The sequence below is a fragment of the Bacillus swezeyi genome (assembly GCF_001969815.1).
GTDB classification, from domain to species: Bacteria; Bacillota; Bacilli; order Bacillales; family Bacillaceae; genus Bacillus; species Bacillus swezeyi.
Genome location: NZ_MRBK01000003.1, coordinates 117439 through 135614 on the forward strand (window position 1 = coordinate 117439; position 18176 = coordinate 135614).

Annotated in this window: 16 protein-coding genes and 1 riboswitch; of the genes, 14 read left to right on the plus strand and 2 right to left on the minus strand. The window is 43.3% G+C overall.

Going from position 1 to position 18176, the window contains the following annotated elements; all coding sequences use genetic code 11:
- Positions 1-47 precede the first annotated feature (47 nt).
- The 13 genes from resA to BTA30_RS02375 all read left to right on the plus strand — a co-directional run bounded on the left by resA (position 48) and on the right by BTA30_RS02375 (position 15012).
- On the plus strand, positions 48-581 hold the full coding sequence (gene resA / locus BTA30_RS02315) for a thiol-disulfide oxidoreductase ResA (protein ID WP_076758749.1): 534 nt from the start codon (positions 48-50) through the stop codon (positions 579-581).
- On the plus strand, positions 581-2209 hold the full coding sequence (gene resB, locus BTA30_RS02320) for a cytochrome c biogenesis protein ResB (RefSeq protein ID WP_076758751.1): 1629 nt from the start codon (positions 581-583) through the stop codon (positions 2207-2209). The genes resA and resB overlap by 1 nt, the downstream gene beginning before the upstream one ends.
- A 24-nt stretch (positions 2210-2233) precedes the next feature.
- On the plus strand, positions 2234-3409 hold the full coding sequence (gene ccsB / locus BTA30_RS02325; protein ID WP_076758754.1) for a c-type cytochrome biogenesis protein CcsB: 1176 nt from the start codon (positions 2234-2236) through the stop codon (positions 3407-3409).
- Positions 3410-3553: 144 nt separating this feature from the next.
- A complete protein-coding gene (locus BTA30_RS02330; RefSeq protein WP_076758757.1) occupies positions 3554-4276 on the plus strand; it encodes a response regulator transcription factor in 723 nt (240 codons plus the stop codon).
- Positions 4273-6054 (plus strand): ATP-binding protein, encoded by a 1782-nt coding sequence (locus BTA30_RS02335; protein WP_076758760.1) that lies wholly within the window; start codon positions 4273-4275, stop codon positions 6052-6054. The genes BTA30_RS02330 and BTA30_RS02335 overlap by 4 nt, the downstream gene beginning before the upstream one ends.
- A gap of 612 nt (positions 6055-6666) precedes the next feature.
- Positions 6667-7368, plus strand: a complete 702-nt coding sequence (locus BTA30_RS02340) for a response regulator transcription factor (protein ID WP_076758990.1) — start codon at positions 6667-6669, stop codon at positions 7366-7368.
- Positions 7369-7371: 3 nt separating this feature from the next.
- Positions 7372-8823, plus strand: coding sequence for a HAMP domain-containing sensor histidine kinase (locus BTA30_RS02345; protein ID WP_076758763.1), 1452 nt, complete (start codon positions 7372-7374; stop codon positions 8821-8823).
- A complete protein-coding gene (locus tag BTA30_RS02350; protein WP_076758766.1) occupies positions 8820-9953 on the plus strand; it encodes a WD40 repeat domain-containing protein in 1134 nt (377 codons plus the stop codon). The genes BTA30_RS02345 and BTA30_RS02350 overlap by 4 nt, the downstream gene beginning before the upstream one ends.
- A gap of 341 nt (positions 9954-10294) precedes the next feature.
- The gene (locus BTA30_RS02355; protein WP_076758769.1) at positions 10295-11125 is read left to right on the plus strand and encodes a polysaccharide deacetylase family protein; all 831 of its coding nucleotides are present in this window, start codon (positions 10295-10297) and stop codon (positions 11123-11125) included.
- Between the two features lie 59 nt (positions 11126-11184).
- Entirely contained in the window at positions 11185-12102 is a 918-nt protein-coding gene (locus tag BTA30_RS02360) for an LCP family glycopolymer transferase (protein ID WP_076758992.1), read from the plus strand.
- Positions 12103-12407: 305 nt separating this feature from the next.
- Entirely contained in the window at positions 12408-12992 is a 585-nt protein-coding gene (gene sigX / locus BTA30_RS02365; RefSeq protein WP_076758772.1) for an RNA polymerase sigma factor SigX, read from the plus strand.
- A complete protein-coding gene (locus BTA30_RS02370; protein ID WP_076758775.1) occupies positions 12928-14049 on the plus strand; it encodes an RsiX family anti-sigma factor in 1122 nt (373 codons plus the stop codon). The genes sigX and BTA30_RS02370 overlap by 65 nt, the downstream gene beginning before the upstream one ends.
- Before the next feature lie 126 nt (positions 14050-14175).
- The gene (locus BTA30_RS02375) at positions 14176-15012 is read left to right on the plus strand and encodes a M23 family metallopeptidase (RefSeq protein ID WP_076758994.1); all 837 of its coding nucleotides are present in this window, start codon (positions 14176-14178) and stop codon (positions 15010-15012) included.
- A gap of 49 nt (positions 15013-15061) precedes the next feature.
- On the opposite strand, the gene serA is transcribed toward BTA30_RS02375, so the two are convergent.
- The gene (gene serA / locus BTA30_RS02380; RefSeq protein WP_076758778.1) at positions 15062-16639 is read right to left on the minus strand and encodes a phosphoglycerate dehydrogenase; all 1578 of its coding nucleotides are present in this window, start codon (positions 16637-16639) and stop codon (positions 15062-15064) included.
- A 252-nt stretch (positions 16640-16891) separates the two neighbouring features.
- Positions 16892-17026, plus strand: a riboswitch (FMN riboswitch).
- A gap of 153 nt (positions 17027-17179) precedes the next feature.
- On the opposite strand from serA, the gene BTA30_RS02385 reads away from it, so the two are divergent.
- Positions 17180-17764 carry an ECF transporter S component gene (locus BTA30_RS02385; RefSeq protein WP_076758781.1) on the plus strand — a complete coding sequence of 195 codons (585 nt, stop codon included), beginning with the start codon at positions 17180-17182 and terminating at the stop codon, positions 17762-17764.
- Positions 17765-17847: 83 nt separating this feature from the next.
- Here the strand turns inward: BTA30_RS02385 and BTA30_RS02390 are convergent, their stop codons facing one another.
- Positions 17848-18096 carry a ferredoxin gene (locus tag BTA30_RS02390; RefSeq protein WP_003183064.1) on the minus strand — a complete coding sequence of 83 codons (249 nt, stop codon included), beginning with the start codon at positions 18094-18096 and terminating at the stop codon, positions 17848-17850.
- Positions 18097-18176 lie beyond the last annotated feature (80 nt).

Consider the following 18176-nt stretch of genomic DNA (forward strand, 5'->3'; position numbering starts at 1 on the left):
CTCAAGATGCTATAATAATACTGAGTGTCTAAATGAGGGGGCGGAATATGAAGAAAAAGCGTTTTTACATTCGGACAGGCATTCTCCTTGTTTTGCTGGCGGCGCTTGGCTATACGCTTTACAGCGCAGTATTTCAAAACACAGAAAGCGCAGCGGTGGGAGAGAAAGCTCCCAATTTTTCGCTTGAGGATGTTGACGGAAACCGTCTCAAGCTGGACGAACTAAAAGGCAAAGGGGTATTTTTAAACTTTTGGGGGACATGGTGTGAGCCATGCAAAAAGGAATTTCCTTATATGGCGAATCAATATAAGGAGTTTAAGGATCAAGGAGTTGAAATCGTCGCTGTCAATGTCGGGGAATCAAACCTCGCTGTTCGCAACTTTATGAAGGCGCACGGCGTCAATTTTCCGGTGGTGCTTGATAAAGACAGGCAGGTGCTGGATGCGTATGACACCATACAGCTTCCGACAACGTTTTTGATTAATTCAGAAGGCGAGATTGTGAAAGTGATTACAGGGACAATGACGGAGCGTATGATCCATGATTATATGAAGATGATCAAGCCTGAGGGGTCGTCATGATGAAAGAAATCAAATGCGAATGCGGACATGCGAATCCGGCGGGAACCGTTCTGTGCGAATCTTGCGGAAAGCCGCTGCAAAAACAGGACGCCAAACTCCTTGATATGCGATATGACGGAAGCGCAAGACGCTCTCAAACATACAATAAAACGATTGTAGATAAAATCTGGAACTTTTTCTCGTCTGTCAAGGTCGGCGTCTGGCTGATCGTGATTACGCTGACAGCATCTGCTTTCGGCACGATTTTTCCGCAGGAAATGTTCCTGCCGCCGGGCGCGCAGGCTGATACATATTACAAAGAACAATACGGACTGATGGGTCAAATCTATTATACTCTTGGATTTCACAATCTTTACGGCTCATGGTGGTTTATTATTCTGGTTGCTTCAATCGGCGCCTCGCTGGTGATTTGCAGCCTTGACCGGGTCGTTCCGCTGTACAGGGCGCTGAAAAATCAGGGCGTCACCCGAAATCCGAACTTTTTGGAGAGGCAGAGGCTGTTCAGCCGGACGGAAACGGAAATGCCTGAAGGCATCAGAACACAAATCACCGAAAGGCTGAAAAAAAAGCGCTACCGCGTAAAAGAAGAAAACGGCCATCTGTTTGCTGAAAAAGGCCGTTTTTCGAGGTGGGGCCCTTATGTTAATCATATCGGGCTGATTATATTCCTGATCGGCGTCATGCTCCGGTTTGTTCCGGGTATGTATGTTGATGAAACCCTTTGGATCAGGGAAGGGGAAACCGCGCCCATTCCGGGGACGGACGGGCATTACTACTTGAAAAACAACCGGTTCAAGAAGGACATGTATAACAGTGAAAATGAAAAAGAAGTATTTTCAGAGGCCATCAACAAAGCCGGTGATGGAATGGTTGCGAAAATGTTTCAGACAGATGTTGAACTTTATGAAAGAAAAAACAACAGCCTGCCCGGTGAAGCGCCTGAATTAAAGAAAGTTGAAAACAGCACGATCAAAGTCAATGATCCGCTGAAATTCAATTCCTTTACGCTCTATCAGGTGAGTTACAAGGAAGGCGAGCTCGACAAGATGGTGTTTCAGCTGATCGAAAAAGACGGCGGCAAATCGTTCGGCAAGGTGTCGATCGACCTTTTGGAGCCGAAATCGGACTATGATCTTGGCAACGGTTACAAGGTTCATCTTGCAAGCTACCTGCCGGATTTTTATTTTAATCAAGACGGAGAGCCGAGCACGAAAACGAGAAATCCAAACAATCCGGCCTTTGTTTTTCAGATAACAGCACCTGACAAGCCTAAAGGGGAAAAAAGCTTTGTGGCAATTCAGGAGACGATAGAAGGCTCTGATAACAACAAATACAAAATGAAGTTTGATCATGTTGAAACGAAGAACATCTCAGGGCTTACGGTCAGAAAAGATTTGACGCTGTGGGTGCTCATGGTCGGCGGCGCCATTTTTATGATCGGGGTCATCCAAGGAATGTATTGGCACCATAGAAGGATTTGGTTCAGGTCTCAAGACGGTCATGTGCTCGCTGCCGGGCATACGAACAAAAACTGGTATGGACTGAAAAAAGACTTGCAGACAGTACTGGCGGACACGGGAATATCCGAACCGGCCGATCAAAAAGAACTGTTGAAGGAAAAAAAATAAGCGCCATCACAGGGAGGGGTTTTCATGGCAGAGCTTAGCGGCAATTTATTGTACGCGGCATTTCTTTTGTATCTCGCAGCGGTTTTCTTTTTTGGCGGCTCAATCAGAGGCAGGGTTTCAGACCGCAAAAAGAAAAACAGGTGGGCGTCGATCGCCGTTTTGATCACGGTCTGCGGGTTTGTTTGCCAGATCGGATACTTTATTGCGAGATGGATCGCATCAGGGCATGCTCCGGTCAGCAATCTCTTTGAATTTACAACGGCATTCAGCATGATGCTCGTTTTTGCGTTCATCATCATCTATTTCATTTACAAACTGTCCGCGCTGGGGCTGTTTACACTGCCTGTTGTACTGCTTTTAATCGCGTATGCCAGCATGTTTCCGACCGATATTTCACCATTGATTCCATCGCTGCAAAGCAACTGGCTGTATATTCATGTGACAACGGCAGCGCTCGGTCAGGCGATACTCGCCATCAGTTTTGTCACCGGGGTTATCTTTCTGCTCAAGCATGTGGATCAATCAAAACCGGGCAAAAAAACGTTTTGGCTTGAATTTGTCATGTTTATGCTCGTGACAACACTTGCCTTTATTCTCGTGACCACCGCGTTCAGAATCGGCGGCTATGAGGCGCAGTTCAAGTGGATCGATAAAAACGACCAGGAAGATGTCATGATTTACGAGCTTCCCGCACTCATCGGGCCGAACAAAGGAGAACTTTTGACAGAGGGAAAAATGGAGCCGCTATTCAATGTGCCGCCTGTTTTTTCCGGCCGGAAATTAAATACCGTGCTTTGGTCGTTCGCTGTCGGAGTCTTGCTTTACGGCATGATCAGATTGATCATCAGAAAGCGAGTCAGCGCCCTGTTGCAGCCGCTGGTGAAAAACGTGAATCTCGACCTTGTCGATGAAATAGGCTACCGTTCTGTTTCCATCGGCTTTCCGGTATTCACGCTGGGCGCGCTTATCTTTGCGATGATTTGGGCGCAGCTCGCCTGGACGAGGTTCTGGGGCTGGGACCCGAAAGAAGTATGGGCGCTGATTACCTTTTTATTTTACGCCGCCTACCTGCATCTCAGGCTTTCACGAGGCTGGCACGGTGAAAAATCGGCATGGCTTGCTGTCATCGGCTTTGCCATTATTATGTTCAATCTCATTTTTGTAAACCTTGTGATCGCAGGGCTTCATTCCTATGCGTGATCCCCTGGGTGGGAAGGTTCAGGGCGGATTCCTGAGCCTTCCGGATTTTCAGATGTTAAATAACGGAAAGGGAAATCTCAGCTTGGATTACGATAATTTTTCTAATAAAATGAATGTAAGAAGATTCAATTCAGGAGGTTTACGATGGAACAGACAAAAGAGACAAAAATATTAGTAGTAGATGATGAGGCAAGAATCAGACGTCTATTGAAAATGTATCTTGAAAGAGAGAATTATTTGATTGAAGAAGCCGAGAACGGAGATGAAGCCATTGATAAAGCTCTTGGCAATCACTATGATTTGATCCTTCTTGATTTGATGATGCCGGGAACGGACGGCGTTGAAGTGTGCCGCCAAGTAAGAGATAAAAAAGCCACTCCGATCATTATGCTGACGGCAAAAGGAGAAGAAGCGAACCGGGTGCAGGGATTTGAAGTCGGTACAGACGACTACATTGTAAAGCCTTTCAGTCCAAGGGAAGTGGTGCTGAGGGTTAAGGCGCTCTTAAGAAGGTCATCGCAAACCTCTTACTTGAATACAGATACAACGGCAAAGAACGTCCTTGTTTTTTCTCATTTATCAATTGATCATGATGCCCACAGAGTCATGGCAGACGGAACTGAGGTCAGCCTGACGCCGAAAGAATACGAACTTCTTTACTTTTTGGCTAAAACACCTGATAAAGTATACGATCGTGAAAAGCTGCTCAAGGAAGTTTGGCAATACGAGTTTTTCGGGGATTTAAGAACGGTCGACACCCATGTCAAACGTTTACGTGAAAAACTGAACAAGGTCTCTCCGAAAGCGGCGAAAAAAATCGTAACAGTCTGGGGTGTCGGTTACAAATTTGAGGTTGGAAACGAATGAAGTTTTGGAAGAGCGTCGTTGGTAAACTATGGTTTACCATTCTTCTCTTAGTTTCATTTGTTTTATTTATTCTGACTGTTTTCCTGCTTGAATTCATTGAAAACTATCATGTTGATGAAGCGGAGGCTGATTTGACTAAGCTCGCCGACAAAGTGGCCGTCATTGTGGAAAACCACAAAGATCAGGAAGTGGCCAGGTCGATCACATGGGAGCTTGCGGATGAGCTGACGACCATGGCCATTATTAAAAATGACGACGAATACTGGTATTCGCCGCACCAGAATCAAAAGCTGTCTTCCATCACCTTAGAAGAAATCAAACAGGATTCGGATTTGAACGAAGCGCTGGCCAATCATGAAAAGGTGCAAAAGATGACGGCTCTGAAAAACCAAAAAAACGATCAGCTGATTGTCGGGGTTCCTTACGGAAAGGGCGAAGATAAGGGGATGGTATTTATTTCCCAATCGCTTCTTGCCGTCAAGGATACGACACAGCACACGACGAGGTATATCCTCTTTGCTGCGGCCATCGCTATTGTCTTAACGACGATCTTCGCTTTCTTCCTGTCAAGCCGGATCACCTACCCGCTCAGAAAAATGCGGGAGGGGGCACAAGATTTGGCGAAAGGAAAGTTTGATACGAAAATTCCGATTTTAACCCAGGATGAGATCGGGGAGCTTGCGATTGCTTTCAACCAAATGGGACGTCAGCTGAAGTTTCATATTACGGCTTTAAATCAGGAAAAAGAGCATTTATCAAATATTTTAAGCAGTATGGCGGACGGTGTGATCACCATCAATATCGATGGCACGATTCTAGTGACAAACCCTCCTGCCGAACGTTTTTTACAGGCGTGGTATTATGAGCAGAACATGAATGTAAAAGAGGGAAATGAACTGCCGCCTGAAGCGAGGGAGCTTTTTCAAAACACTGTCAGCACAGAGAAAGAACAGATAATTGAAATGACTTTGCAGGGCAGAACCTGGGTGCTCTTGATGAGCCCTCTTTACAATCAGTCACACGTTCGCGGAGCGGTCGCCGTCTTGAGGGACATGACGGAAGAAAGGCGGCTCGATAAGCTGAGAAAAGATTTTATCGCGAATGTCAGCCATGAGCTGAGAACGCCGATTTCAATGCTCCAAGGATATAGCGAAGCCATCGTAGACGATATCGCAAGCACAGAGGAAGAAAAAAAGGAGATCGCCCAGGTGATTTATGATGAATCATTAAGAATGGGCAGATTGGTGAACGACTTGCTCGACCTTGCCAGAATGGAAGCCGGTCATATTTCCTTAAACGTTGAAACAGTGGAGCTCCGTGAATTTTTCGAAAGGGTATTCAGAAAGTTTTATGGAGTGGCGGGAGACAAAGACATCACACTCTCGCACAACCTCGATCTAAAGGAAGCACAATTTGTGTTTGACCCCGACAAGATGGAGCAGGTTCTGACCAACCTGATTGACAACGCGATCCGTCATACAAATGCAAAAGGCACCGTTCATATTGAAGTGCAGTCTGCCGAAAGCGGATTGAAGGCCGCTGTAAAAGACTCTGGAAGCGGAATACCGGAAGAAGACCTTCCATTTATCTTTGAACGTTTTTACAAAGCCGACAAAGCAAGAACTAGAGGGAAAGGCGGAACAGGCCTCGGACTAGCTATCGTCAAAAACATAGTCGATGCGCATAACGGTTCGATTACGGTCCACAGCAGATTGAATGAGGGGACGACCTTTACGTTCTATATTCCAAGAAAAAAGCAAGATGCTGGCCAAATTTGACGAAGAATATTGTTCCATAAGAAACAGAGAGCACCTGTTCATTTAGAACAGGTGCTCAGTCATTTGAGCAAATGCAACCAATTTGTAATATTTTGCTGTCCCCTGAAACGTTTAGACCTAAATTGCCGTTAAAAGAGTTGAAACAGGGAAGTACGATGTCAATTTTCAAAAAAGATATTGAATCGGATGAACTTCAAAGATCAAGGGGAAGTGTATGGAGAATTGTTCAGCAAACTTACGCCTGTTGGGTCACCGCGGCAATTTATCATAGTGAAAACTGCGATATGGAAATGGTTGTTCTCATTCTGGTAAGCTATAGAAGGTACTAGGGTTTCTAAACCTTTAAGCGGTGATAGTCTTTAAAGTGATGATGCGATGTGAATTCTAATTTCTCGTTTGGTGGCCATGCCCTTATTGATGAAAAAGTTGCTTTCCTTATTTTACGAGAGTGAATGAATCGCTTGAAAGCCATCAAACGAAAGACTATGGTCGTGCAAGTTGGGTGTTGTGTGACCTGAATTTATGAATAGTCTCTATAGCAAATCCACAGTGGGAAACCGAAGAGGTATCGAGATAAATATAAGCATGAAATAGGGAATGAGTGATTTTTTTATGGCTAAAACCAAAATACTTATTATTGAAGATGATGAACCAATTGCTGATTTGCTTTCATACGGGCTTACGGCGGAAGGTTTTCAAACATGTACTGTGACTAGCGGGGCTCTGGGAATGAGTAAATTAGATCAATTCAAACCCGATCTTCTGCTGCTTGATTGGATGCTGCCGGATTGCAGCGGATTGGATATTTGTAAAAAGGTGACCGAGATCTATAATATTCCTATACTTATGATCACAGCAAAGTCAGATATCACTGATAAAGTACTTGGATTGGAATTCGGGGCGGATGATTATATTACAAAGCCATTTGATCTGCGCGAAGTTGTGGCTAGAATTCGCACGATACTTCGGCGTCTGGAACAAGCTCATCATTTGAACGAGCGGGGAACGGCAAAGGAGGATGTTATCCGGTTTAAAAATATTGTGATTGTTCCAGGTGAAAGGCTGGTAAAAAAAGACGGGATGACCGTCGAATTGACTCCTAAAGAATTTGATCTCCTTATGACTTTGATTGACCATCGGGGGAAAATCTTTACGCGTTCAGAGCTTTTGGAATTCATCTGGGGATACGATTTTTTCGGTGACACCCGTACAGTTGATACCCATATTCAAAGACTCCGTAAAAAGCTTGATGCAAGCGATTTGATTACAACGGTTTTTGGTATCGGATATAAATTCGAGAAGCAGGAGGAGTAGAGAGTGTTACGAACCATCAAGGGTAAATTTATTGTTGGCTTTTTTCTGATTTTTTCTCTCTCTTTCCTTGTGCTCAATCACACGGTAAAGAACATCATTTGGTCGAGTAATGAAAAAATTGTGACCTCGGATTTAGACGAACTGAAAAAAAACAGTATCGTGTATGTAAACCAAGCATTTTTAATCAATCATTATAAAAACAATGAGCTTTATTTCGGCGATATGGCCGATGAAATGGTAGATAATTTAAAACACTCCACAGGAAGCAATGTAAGTGTTTATACCGTGGATGGCGCTTTGCTGTCTTCTTCTGATAAGAAGGTGTTTTCCGGAGGGAGTGACGATGATCTTAAACAGGCTATCAAAGGAAAGACTGCCTATCATATCACCTATGATAGAAATAAGGCAGAGGTGTTTTTCTCATATCCAGTTGTCATTGAAGGTACAAAAGTGGGCATATTACGTTTTTCTAAAGATTTTAACCTGCTATATCAGCAAAGCGGTGAGATTCTGGATATTGTGTTTTATATCGCACTTGCCATATTTGTGGCGGCGTTCCTCTTCTCCTATATACTCTCCAGACATATCACGATTCCGCTCATCAAGCTGACAGAGGCCTCCTCACAAGTCAAAAAGGGCGAGTTGGATGTGGAGATCCACTTTCGCAGAAAAGATGAGATCGGTCAGCTTGCCGTCAATTTCAATGATATGATTCACAGAATTAGAGATCAAATTTCAACCATCGAAAGTGATCGGGATCGGTTAAAGGAACTTAACGAACAAGAAAAACGATTTTTTGACAATATGACGCATGAGCTAAAAACACCTCTGACTTCCATTCAAGGATATGCTGAAATCATCAAAGAAAAAGGGGAATCGGATCAGACATTTTTTGATAAAGGAATGAATCACATTGTTGAAGAAAGTCGACGCCTGCACAATTTGGTGATCAAACTTCTTGAAGTATCCCGGGAAACGTCCAAGGATGATCAATTTGACAGGATCGACGCAGGAGAAATTTTAAAAGATGTATGCGAATCGATGAAGTTTCGGGCAGAACGGTATAAGAAAAGGATCACCTGTGAGATTGAAGAAGACCTGTACGTTCACGGTCAGGTGAACCGGCTGCGCCAACTTTTTATCAATCTGCTTGACAATACGATCAAATACAGCTTATCTCATTCGGAAATCAACATTAAGGCCGGGATCGTTGGAGAAAAAGTTCTTTTTACGTTCAAGAATCCGAGTGCTCCATTTGCAAATACCCAACATTCTAAGATGTTCCAGCCTTTTTATTCGGTAAACCAAAAGATCAAGGAAGAGGGAAGTGTAGGTTTGGGATTAAGCATTGTGAAAACAATTGTTGACGAACACGGAGGAACAATCGAGATGTTCTACAAGGAAAACTATACAGTGATTCACGTTGAATTAGCTTACGCAAAGGTTGAGAAATGATGAAGAACAAACCGTTTATGATATGGGCAGGGGCGCTGTTGTTCCTCGTTATGATCGTGTTCAGTTATAATGTGGGAAAACGCTCGGAAACCATTATAATACCAAGCAGGGAAGAGAATGTTCAGAAGAACCGCCCTTTTCAAGTAAAGACAATATATCGCCTCCCAAAAGCAGATCAGTTGCTTGGATGGTCTTCATCGGACTCCGTAGTTGGTTTTTTAAAGGGAGATGAGACACCTGAACGTGCTACGCACCGTCTTCAGCGTCTATCCTCCCCCTATGAAAAAGCTGAAAATCTGAAAGGGATTGAAAGCAATACGTCGAACCTAAAGATGTCTCCAAATGGAAAGAGTATCGCCGGGGTAACCGTGTCATCAAATAAGGCATCAATGAAGCTGATCTCGTTGGCAAACGGGAAAAAAACGGAAATCGCAAGCTTCACCTCCAGCACTGAGGTCTATGTCCAAGATGTTTCATGGTCAAATAATAGCAGATACGTTTGCTATCTAGTCATAGATGCTGCGAAAGATGGTCACGCTACCATTCATGTTTTCGATACAGATTCCGGAACGCTCAAAACGTATCCATTGGAGGATTTTGCCGAGAAAGATTCGCTTACGGGAGTTAACATCTCTGAGAATGGACGCGGATTGCTGCTTACCGTGTTACAGAAATCCTGGCAGAAAGAAAGCATCTTGATGGGAACCATTAGCGGCAATCACATCAATATTCAGAACAAGCGCCAGAGCAGCCTTGGCGAGCCTGTTTGGTTAAACAATGATCAATTTGTATTCCTGGGTATCGGGGAAACACTGTACGAATACGATTGCCGAAACGGAGAGCTTTCTGCTCTGCTCGAAAAAGTAGCCACTTTCACATTCTCAAATGACCGAAAGAAAATCGCTTACTCTTTGCATGATAAGGACAGTCTTTATGCTGGTAAGCTTCAAGGAAAAAATATCCTGTATGAAGAACCGGTATATCACGGCACCATACCGTCAGAAACAGAAATATATTGGAGTCCGGATGGCAACAGCCTGCTCGTTAATGCTCAAAGCCAGCATTCTTCTATGGAGAGTGCTTCAGCGCGATTTTTTGATAATCAAGCTTATATCATAGCATTTAAATAACCGATTGTTCATTTTTAGGCGAAAAAACCTTATTTCAGTTAAATACCGAAATAAGGTTTTTTCTTATACCTCGTGATTTTCTTCTGTTTATTCCTATCACAGTATGAATTACAGGGTAATAAGTCCCTGTTTGCGATCCCCGAAAAATGATGTTTTCCTTGTTTTTGTGACATTTTGTTTACAAGTTGGTCGAACTTCTGCGATATCTTCACTTTATATTAAAAGAGCATCCTTCTTATAGAACTTTGTTTTTAAACATCAAAACTGAAAAATTGTCATTTTTGTGTGAGGAGTTTAAAAGAAACCTAGTGATGATATCTACAGTTGAGGAGTTGGAAAAAGTGTCAAATTCACCAAGAAAAGTTCATAAATTGAACGGACTAGGAAAAATAGTGTTGGGTATGTTGATTGTCCTGGGTGTAACTTTGTTATGCATTTCTTGGAATGCACTTGCAGGTTCAAAGCAGGAATCAATAAAAGGAAACACCACCACTTCAGAGCAGATGTTGGCGGGCAAACATACAGCAGAGAAAAAGGAAAGTAAGCAAACATCGCCGGAAATCGGAAAGGTCGTCTATTTGACTTTTGATGACGGGCCAAATCCGACTGCTTCAGAAAAAATCTTAAGTTTGCTCAGTCAATATCATGCAAAAGCAACGTTTTTTATGTTAAAACCTCATATCGATCAAAATCCGGATATCGTGAAGAAAATGGTGGAGAGCGGTCACTCCGTCGGTTCTCACGGTGTGACGCACCAAGTATCGAAAATCTATCAATCTCCCGAAAGCTTTGCAGCGGAAATGAACGATACGCTTAAAACGATCAAAGAAACGACCAACGTCAACACAAATTTGATCAGATCGCCTTATGGATCAAAGCCTTACATTACCGGTCCATTTCAAGAAGTCATTAAGCGCGAGCATTTTAACCTTTGGGATTGGACTGTTGATTCAGAGGACTGGAAGTCTGCAAATACAAATGGTCAATTCGTCAATAATGTGATTCAGCAAGTCAATAACCTTACCGAAGTTGAACCGCTTGTCGTATTAATGCATGAAAAACCGACGACGGCGGCGCATTTGGAAAAATTACTAAAATACTTTCAAGAAAACGGATATGAAATGAAAGAAGTTAATGATTCGATGAAGCCGCTTCATTTTAGATGGAACTAATCAGAAAATATAACGGGTTCGACTGCGAAAGCAATATTAGCAGCATCGACAAGGAAGGGATAGTGAAAATGAGAAAAAGAAAATTAAAAATGAAAAATATTTTATTGCTGGTTCTAGTTCTATTGATAACTAGTGGCGGTTTGGCTTCTTACGGCATTTACCGTAACGTGGCAAAATCAATAAATAACATGTACGAACCTCTTCATCGTGATTCCGAGCAGCAGAATACAGCTGCTTCACACGATCCTATATCCATTCTTTTATTAGGGATAGACGAGCGCCCCGGTGATAAAGGCCGCCCGGATTCTATGATTGTGATAACTGTTAATCCGAAGACAAAAAAAACCACAATGACAAGTATTCCGCGTGATACCAGGGTATTTATCCGATCAAAGAACACCTTTTCTAAAATGAATTCGGCATACACCTATGGCGGAATTGAAGGTACCGTTCAAACGGTAGAACAATTGTTGAACATTCCCATCAATTATTATATCAAAATAAATATGGAAGGGTTTAAAGATATCGTAGATGCGGTTGGCGGAGTCACGGTGAATAATCGTATTGATTTCACTCTTGAAGGCGTGCATCTATTAAAAGGGAAACAACATCTTGATGGTAAGACTGCTCTTACATATGCTCGGATGAGAAAAGACGATCCTCGTGGTGATTTTGGACGTCAACAGCGTCAGCGTGAGATCATCAACGAAATGATTCATGAAGGTGCACAATTAAAATCATTAACAAACTATCAAAAGATTTTAACGGCATTAGAAAAAAACGTAAAAACGAACTTGACACTGGACAAAATGATCGATATTCAAAGTTCTTATAAGGAAGCTGTTAAGGATGTTAAACAAATAGAAATTCAAGGTGAAGATAAAAAAATTGATGGCTTATGGTACCATGTTGTGACTGACGAAAAGAGACAGAAGCTGTCAAAGAAGCTTCGCCGGCAATTGAATTTAAAATCATAGCACGATGGAAATCAGTCAATCTCAGGAGTATTAACTTTATTTGCTTGTCAAGATCAACAATGCTGTCCGCGAGAGCAACAAAAGCCTAATTCAGTCATAGCTTGTAATGAAACTTTGGTTTCTCTGCAAGCTTTGGCACCTGTTCTAAATGAACAGGTGCTTTTACGCTATGGCAAAGTTAAATTTAACCTTAACTTTAGGAAAATTCCCTTCCAATTTTCATATAACCGTAATATAGTTGTAATAGTTGTAATGTAACTTTTTACGATTGACAAACGACAATAAATTGAACGGAGGGGTTTCAGGTGGAAGAAACCTTTCAGAAAATATATGATCGGTATCATCAGGATTTATTTCAATTTTTATTTTACATGGTGAAAGATAAAAGCCAGGCAGAGGACTTGGTGCAGGAAGTATATATCCGCGTTCTGCATTCATATGAAACTTTTGAAGGCAGAAGCAGCGAAAAAACCTGGCTGCTTTCGATTGCACGGCATGTTGCAATCGACTGGTTCAGAAAACAGCAGACGATCCGCCAGCGGGTTTTGGGGACGTTTGACTGGGAGAAGCAAGAAGTAAAAGACCGTGAGCCTCTGCCTGAGGACATTGTGATGCAGCATGAAGACCTGAAAGAAATCTTTGAGGCGCTTGATAAATGTACGCTTGACCAAAGATCGGTCATTGTTTTGCGGTTCATTCAAGGCTACTCCATCACAGAGACGGCCAAAGCCTTACATTTTTCTGAAAGCAAGGTGAAAACCACTCAGCACCGCGGTCTGAAAGTGCTTCGCAAACAGATGGAGCTTTTGAAGGAGGATCTAAAGAATGAAGAAGTCAGAATGGAACGAAGATCGGCTGAAGGCGTTACTAAGCCAACTTCCAACGGTTAAGGATAACCGTTCGGCAAATCAGGTCTATCAAAAGCTGATTCTCACAAAACCAAAAAGTAAATCACCTAAAAAGCGGGCGGGCGCATTTGCTGCGACGGTTTTGGTGCTCTTTCTTCTGATGCTGATGACTCCTCAATTAATCGAACAAATCAGATCCCAAAACGGCACTGATGCGAATATTTCTTCAGACGGCAAACTGGAAAGCGGCAGCATGGAGATGGCTGATGCCGCTAGATCAGAACCAGCAAGTACTTTTGTCGTCTCGCCCGAGCAGAAAGACAACTATATCACCTTCGCATTTCTCGACGAATCCAAGTCCGTCGTTGTGCCGGTTAGCCTTCAGAAAAACGGCAGCATAACGGATATTGAAGACGCGCTCAGCGTCTACACAGACCTGGGTGTCGGCCAGTTCACATCATTCAACACCACTTATCTTCAGCAGGTTGAACTCAACGAAGAGAAAAAAAGCAAAAAAGTGAAGATTCAAGTCAATGAGAAAATTCCCGGACTGTCGGTCGAGGACTTCGAACTGCTCAAGGAAGTCATCAATCAAACCTTTAAATGGGATTCCTACGACTCTGTATTTTTTGTCTCAAAAGAAGGCGAGCAGGATGTTGACTTTGATTCATTCGGAATGCTTGCAGATATGGCGATTATACATGAGACACAAAGAGGCTATTTTTTATATGAAAGTTCAGACGGCAGGCCATTTCTCGCCCCGTCAACCGAATCGTACGAAAACATACAAGAAGCGATCAAAGATATGCGAAATGAAGAAAGCGGCTCTCATTTAAAATCTATTATGACCGGCGACATGCCGATTCAAGATGTTCAGGCGAAAGGTAAAGAGCTGACCATTCGATTTTCTTCCGCAGCGGATATCCAAAATCAAACCGCAGATATATTGATGGTCGAAGGTCTGCTCTTGACAGCCAAAGACTTTGGTTTCACAAAGGTTAAATTTAAAAATGCAAATACCAACAAGGTCGGAAGCTATGACTTGTCAAAATCTGTACAGGTTCCATATGCACCGAACCCGATGACGATAAAAGGATGAAGAAAAGACTCCGGGCAGGAGTCTTTTTTTGATGTATAAAATGTATTGATTTGGAAGAATACTAAGCTGTCTCCATAAAGGAGACATTTTTACCGAAGATGCATGTAATAGGAGGATATGGAAAACTTGAGACAGCTTAGACATCTACACTTCCTGTTAGTGATCATATGGATGGCGGCGCCGGCCTTCATGATAAACGTGCCGAAGGCGGCAGCCGCAGAATGGACCGAGCCGATTAAAGGGGAGATTACAGATCAGTTTGGCACAAGAGGAGGCAGGCATAGAGGGCTCGATATCGCTGCACCTGAAGGAGAGAGCGTTATGGCAGCAGCCGATGGAACGGTCAGTAAATCATATAGATCCGATTCTTACGGCGAAGTGATTTTTATCAAGCATGATAATGGATATGAAACCGTATATGCTCATTTAAGCAAACGTCTGAAAAAGGAGAATGACCGAGTTAAAAAAGGCGAAGAAATCGGAGTCATCGGCAATACCGGAATATCGACCGGAACCCATCTGCATTTTGAAATGCATGAAGGATCATGGACAAAGAATAAAAGAAATGCGATTAATCCGCTGACGGTTTTTAGTGAACAGGCGTTTCAGCAAAACTCAGTTCATGTTCATAAAGGAGAGGCTGAGACAGGCCGTGCGGTAACTGTCAAACAAGGGGACACCTTATGGAAAATCAGCAAAGAGAGCGGAGTATCGGTAAAAAGAATAATGGATCTGAACGGATTGGCGGATTCACATCTTTACATTGGGCAAACCTTGCGTCTTCATGACGGTCAGGCGAAGCGCGGCACTTATATTGTGCAAAAAGGAGATACACTTTATCAAATTGCTGAAAAAATGGGTGTGACCGTTCAGCATATTCAAGCATGGAACGGTCTGAAAGGGGAGCAGATCTATCCTCAGCAGTCATTGAAGATCAGGGAAACGCCTGAAAGAAGTACATAAAAAACGGAACCCGAAAGGAGAGTATTTCCCTTCGAGTTCCGCCGGCTTTCTACGGAAGATCGATCACTTTAACTGATACGATATCAGCGATATTTTTCAGTTCATTTACAATGTCGTCTTCCAGGTGACGGTCAAACGAAAGCATCATGATCGCTTCGCCGCCCTTTTCTTTTCGGCCCACCTGCATCGTTGCAATATTGACGTCGTGATCTCCGAGGATCGCACCCACATGCCCGATGACGCCAGGTTTATCCTGGTGGTGGATATAGACAAGATGTCCGGCCGGATAAAAATCGATATCAAAGCCGTTTAAAGCGACAATCCGTCCGCCGAAGTGAGGAATATAGGTTGCCCGTAAAGAAAATGTTGTTACGTCTCCGGTTACTTTAACGGAAATGCAATTTTCATATCCTGATTCATTGGAAGAAATCTTTTCGCTGAAGCTGATGCCGCGTTCTTTTGCAACGGTTCCGGCGTTTACTTCATTAACTGTAGCCGCAACCCGGGGCTTCAGGAATCCGGCTAACAGGCTTTTCGTAATAAATGATGTTTCAAGTTTTGCGATGGAGCCTTCATAACCGATGGCCACATCTTTAACCGGTTCATTCATGCACTGTGATACAAGATTTCCGATCGTATTGGCAAACTGATGATAAGGCTGGATTTTTTGGAAAGAGTCCTTTGTCATGGCCGGAAGGTTGATCGCAGACATCACCGGATTCCCTTGTGCGTACTGAAGGACTTCTTCAGAAACCTGTGCAGCTACATTCAGCTGGGCTTCTTTAGTCGAAGCTCCTAAATGCGGAGTCGCGATGACCAGCGGGTGATCAATCAGTTTTGAGTCCACTGGAGGCTCAACTTCAAAAACGTCCAGTGCCGCACCTGCGACATGTCCGCTTTCAAGCGCATCAAGAAGCGCCGCTTCATCTATGATTCCGCCTCTTGCACAGTTGACGAGACGTACACCTTTTTTTGTCTTTGCAATCGTTTCCTTGTTCAAAAGCCCCTTCGTTTCTTTTGTCAGCGGAGTATGAACGGTAATGATATCCGCGCATGCAAGGACTTCTTCAAGGCTGTTGACGTTGACGCCCAGTTTGTTCGCTCTTTCTTGGGTCAGGAATGGATCAAATACGTGCACCGTCATTCCGAACGCTTTTGCGCGGCTGGCAATTTCGCCTCCGATGCGGCCCATTCCGACAATGCCCAGCGTTTTGCCGTAAAGCTCTGAACCGACATAAGCCGAACGATTCCATTCCCTTGACTTGACTGAGATATTCGCCTGCGGAATATGCCTCATTAACGATGAGAACATCGCGAACGTATGCTCAGCTGTTGAAATTGTATTTCCGTTTGGCGCATTTACGACAATCACGCCGTGTTTTGTCGCCTCGTCAATATCAATGTTGTCTACGCCAACGCCTGCTCTGGCGACAATCTTCAATGAGGTCATCTTGTTAAACAGTTCTTCCGTCACTTTTGTGGCGCTTCTTACCAAGAGAGCATCGAACGTATGCAGTTCATCCTCTACTTCTGTTACATTTTTTTGAATAATTTCAATAAAATCTGCTTCCATTAATGGTTTTAGGCCATCGCTTGACATTTTATCTGAGACCAATACTCGAAACATGTAAGATTTCCTCCTAAATAGACGTCATAAATATCTGATAATTTACCATATTCCATAAAAGGTGTCAATGAGTTTTGCGCAAAAGACGAAAATTAAAAATGAAAAAACTGTGAATGTGCGGTTTTTGGCATTGAGAAAAAACGCGCTTTCAGAAAACGCCTTCATGAAACGGCTGAAATTGTCAGGCTGAGCTTGAATCTGTACATTTCTTCACAATTCATTTATAATGATATCAAAATCTAAATATATAAGATCAATCTTCGGGGCAGGGTGAAATTCCCTACCGGCGGTGATGAGCCTGTGCTCTAAGCCCGCGAGCCGCTTTTCGCGGCAGGATTCGGTGCGATTCCGAAGCCGACAGTATAGTCTGGATGGGAGAAGATGGAGGTTCCTTGCGTTTTGAAATCGTATTTTTCAAGCGTTTATTTGACCTGTCTGCTAAACTGCCCCGCTTTGTAAAAAAGCGGGCTTTTTGTTTAGGACGGGAGAAGAACCATTCCTCTTTTCGTGAGATGTGATCGAAAAGGAGAGAGTGACACAATGAAACACACCAAAGTGAGACGTCTCGTCTCCATCAGTATGCTGAGCAGTATTGCATTTATTTTAATGATGCTAAGTTTTCCGATTTTAGGCGCATTTCCATATCTAAAGATCGACTTCAGCGACATTCCTGCATTGATTGCTGTTATATTGTATGGCCCAGGGGCCGGAATTGCCGTTGAAGCGGTTAAAAATGTGCTCAATTATTTCATTGCGGGAAGCGCTTCAGGCGTTCCGATCGACCAGACGGCGAACTTTGTCGCCGGAACCTTGTTTATCCTGCCGGCCGCTTTATTGCTGAAAAAATCAAATTCTGTCAAAGGATTTGTCACAGCTCTTTTTGCAGGGACAATTGTGATGGCCATTTCAATGAGCATTCTCAATTATGTTTTGTTTCTCCCTGCTTACACCTGGTTTTTAAATGCTCCGGCTTTATCGGCAGGCGCGCTGAAAACGACGATTCTGGCAGGAATCTTGCCATTTAATATTATCAAAGGCTTTGCTGTCGCTTTGGTGTCCACACCGATTTTTCTGCAGCTGAAGCCATGGCTGAAAGAAAATGTACGCATGGCCAAACAAATATAAAGAGTAAGAAAGCCCGGCGTTTTCCTCGCCGGGCTTTCCCCGTAAAAAAATCCGGCAGACGATGTGCCGGATTTTTCTTTTCTCTATTCGTGTTTAAGCGGGTCGCCTTCGAACGGCTCATCCGCAACTTTAATCGAATCGGTAGGACAGCCTTCAAACGCGTCCATCATATCTTCTTCCAAGACGTCAGGAACTTCTACGACACCTTGATTGTCATCAAGGGTGACAAACGCGATTCCTTCGTCGTCATAGTCGTAAATATCAGGAGCCGCTGCACCACAAGCTCCGCACGCGATGCACGTATCTTTGTCTACAATTGTATATTTTGGCATGAATAAAAAACCTCCCAGATTGTTCTTCGTTGGAACAAATGGTTTAACCCTCTATCTATCCGATATGAAACCTATTCCCA

What these genes read in the sequence shown, in the direction of transcription:
- resA (WP_076758749.1), top strand. Translation starts at nt 48, where the DNA reads ATGAAGAAAAAGCGTTTTTACATTCGGACAGGCATTCTCCTTGTTTTG.
- resB (WP_076758751.1), top strand. Translation starts at nt 581, where the DNA reads ATGAAAGAAATCAAATGCGAATGCGGACATGCGAATCCGGCGGGAACC.
- ccsB (WP_076758754.1), top strand. Translation starts at nt 2,234, where the DNA reads ATGGCAGAGCTTAGCGGCAATTTATTGTACGCGGCATTTCTTTTGTAT.
- BTA30_RS02330 (WP_076758757.1), top strand. Translation starts at nt 3,554, where the DNA reads ATGGAACAGACAAAAGAGACAAAAATATTAGTAGTAGATGATGAGGCA.
- BTA30_RS02335 (WP_076758760.1), top strand. Translation starts at nt 4,273, where the DNA reads ATGAAGTTTTGGAAGAGCGTCGTTGGTAAACTATGGTTTACCATTCTT.
- BTA30_RS02340 (WP_076758990.1), top strand. Translation starts at nt 6,667, where the DNA reads ATGGCTAAAACCAAAATACTTATTATTGAAGATGATGAACCAATTGCT.
- BTA30_RS02350 (WP_076758766.1), top strand. Translation starts at nt 8,820, where the DNA reads ATGATGAAGAACAAACCGTTTATGATATGGGCAGGGGCGCTGTTGTTC.
- BTA30_RS02370 (WP_076758775.1), top strand. Translation starts at nt 12,928, where the DNA reads ATGAAGAAGTCAGAATGGAACGAAGATCGGCTGAAGGCGTTACTAAGC.
- serA (WP_076758778.1), bottom strand. Translation starts at nt 16,639, where the DNA reads ATGTTTCGAGTATTGGTCTCAGATAAAATGTCAAGCGATGGCCTAAAA.
- BTA30_RS02385 (WP_076758781.1), top strand. Translation starts at nt 17,180, where the DNA reads ATGAAACACACCAAAGTGAGACGTCTCGTCTCCATCAGTATGCTGAGC.
- BTA30_RS02390 (WP_003183064.1), bottom strand. Translation starts at nt 18,096, where the DNA reads ATGCCAAAATATACAATTGTAGACAAAGATACGTGCATCGCGTGCGGA.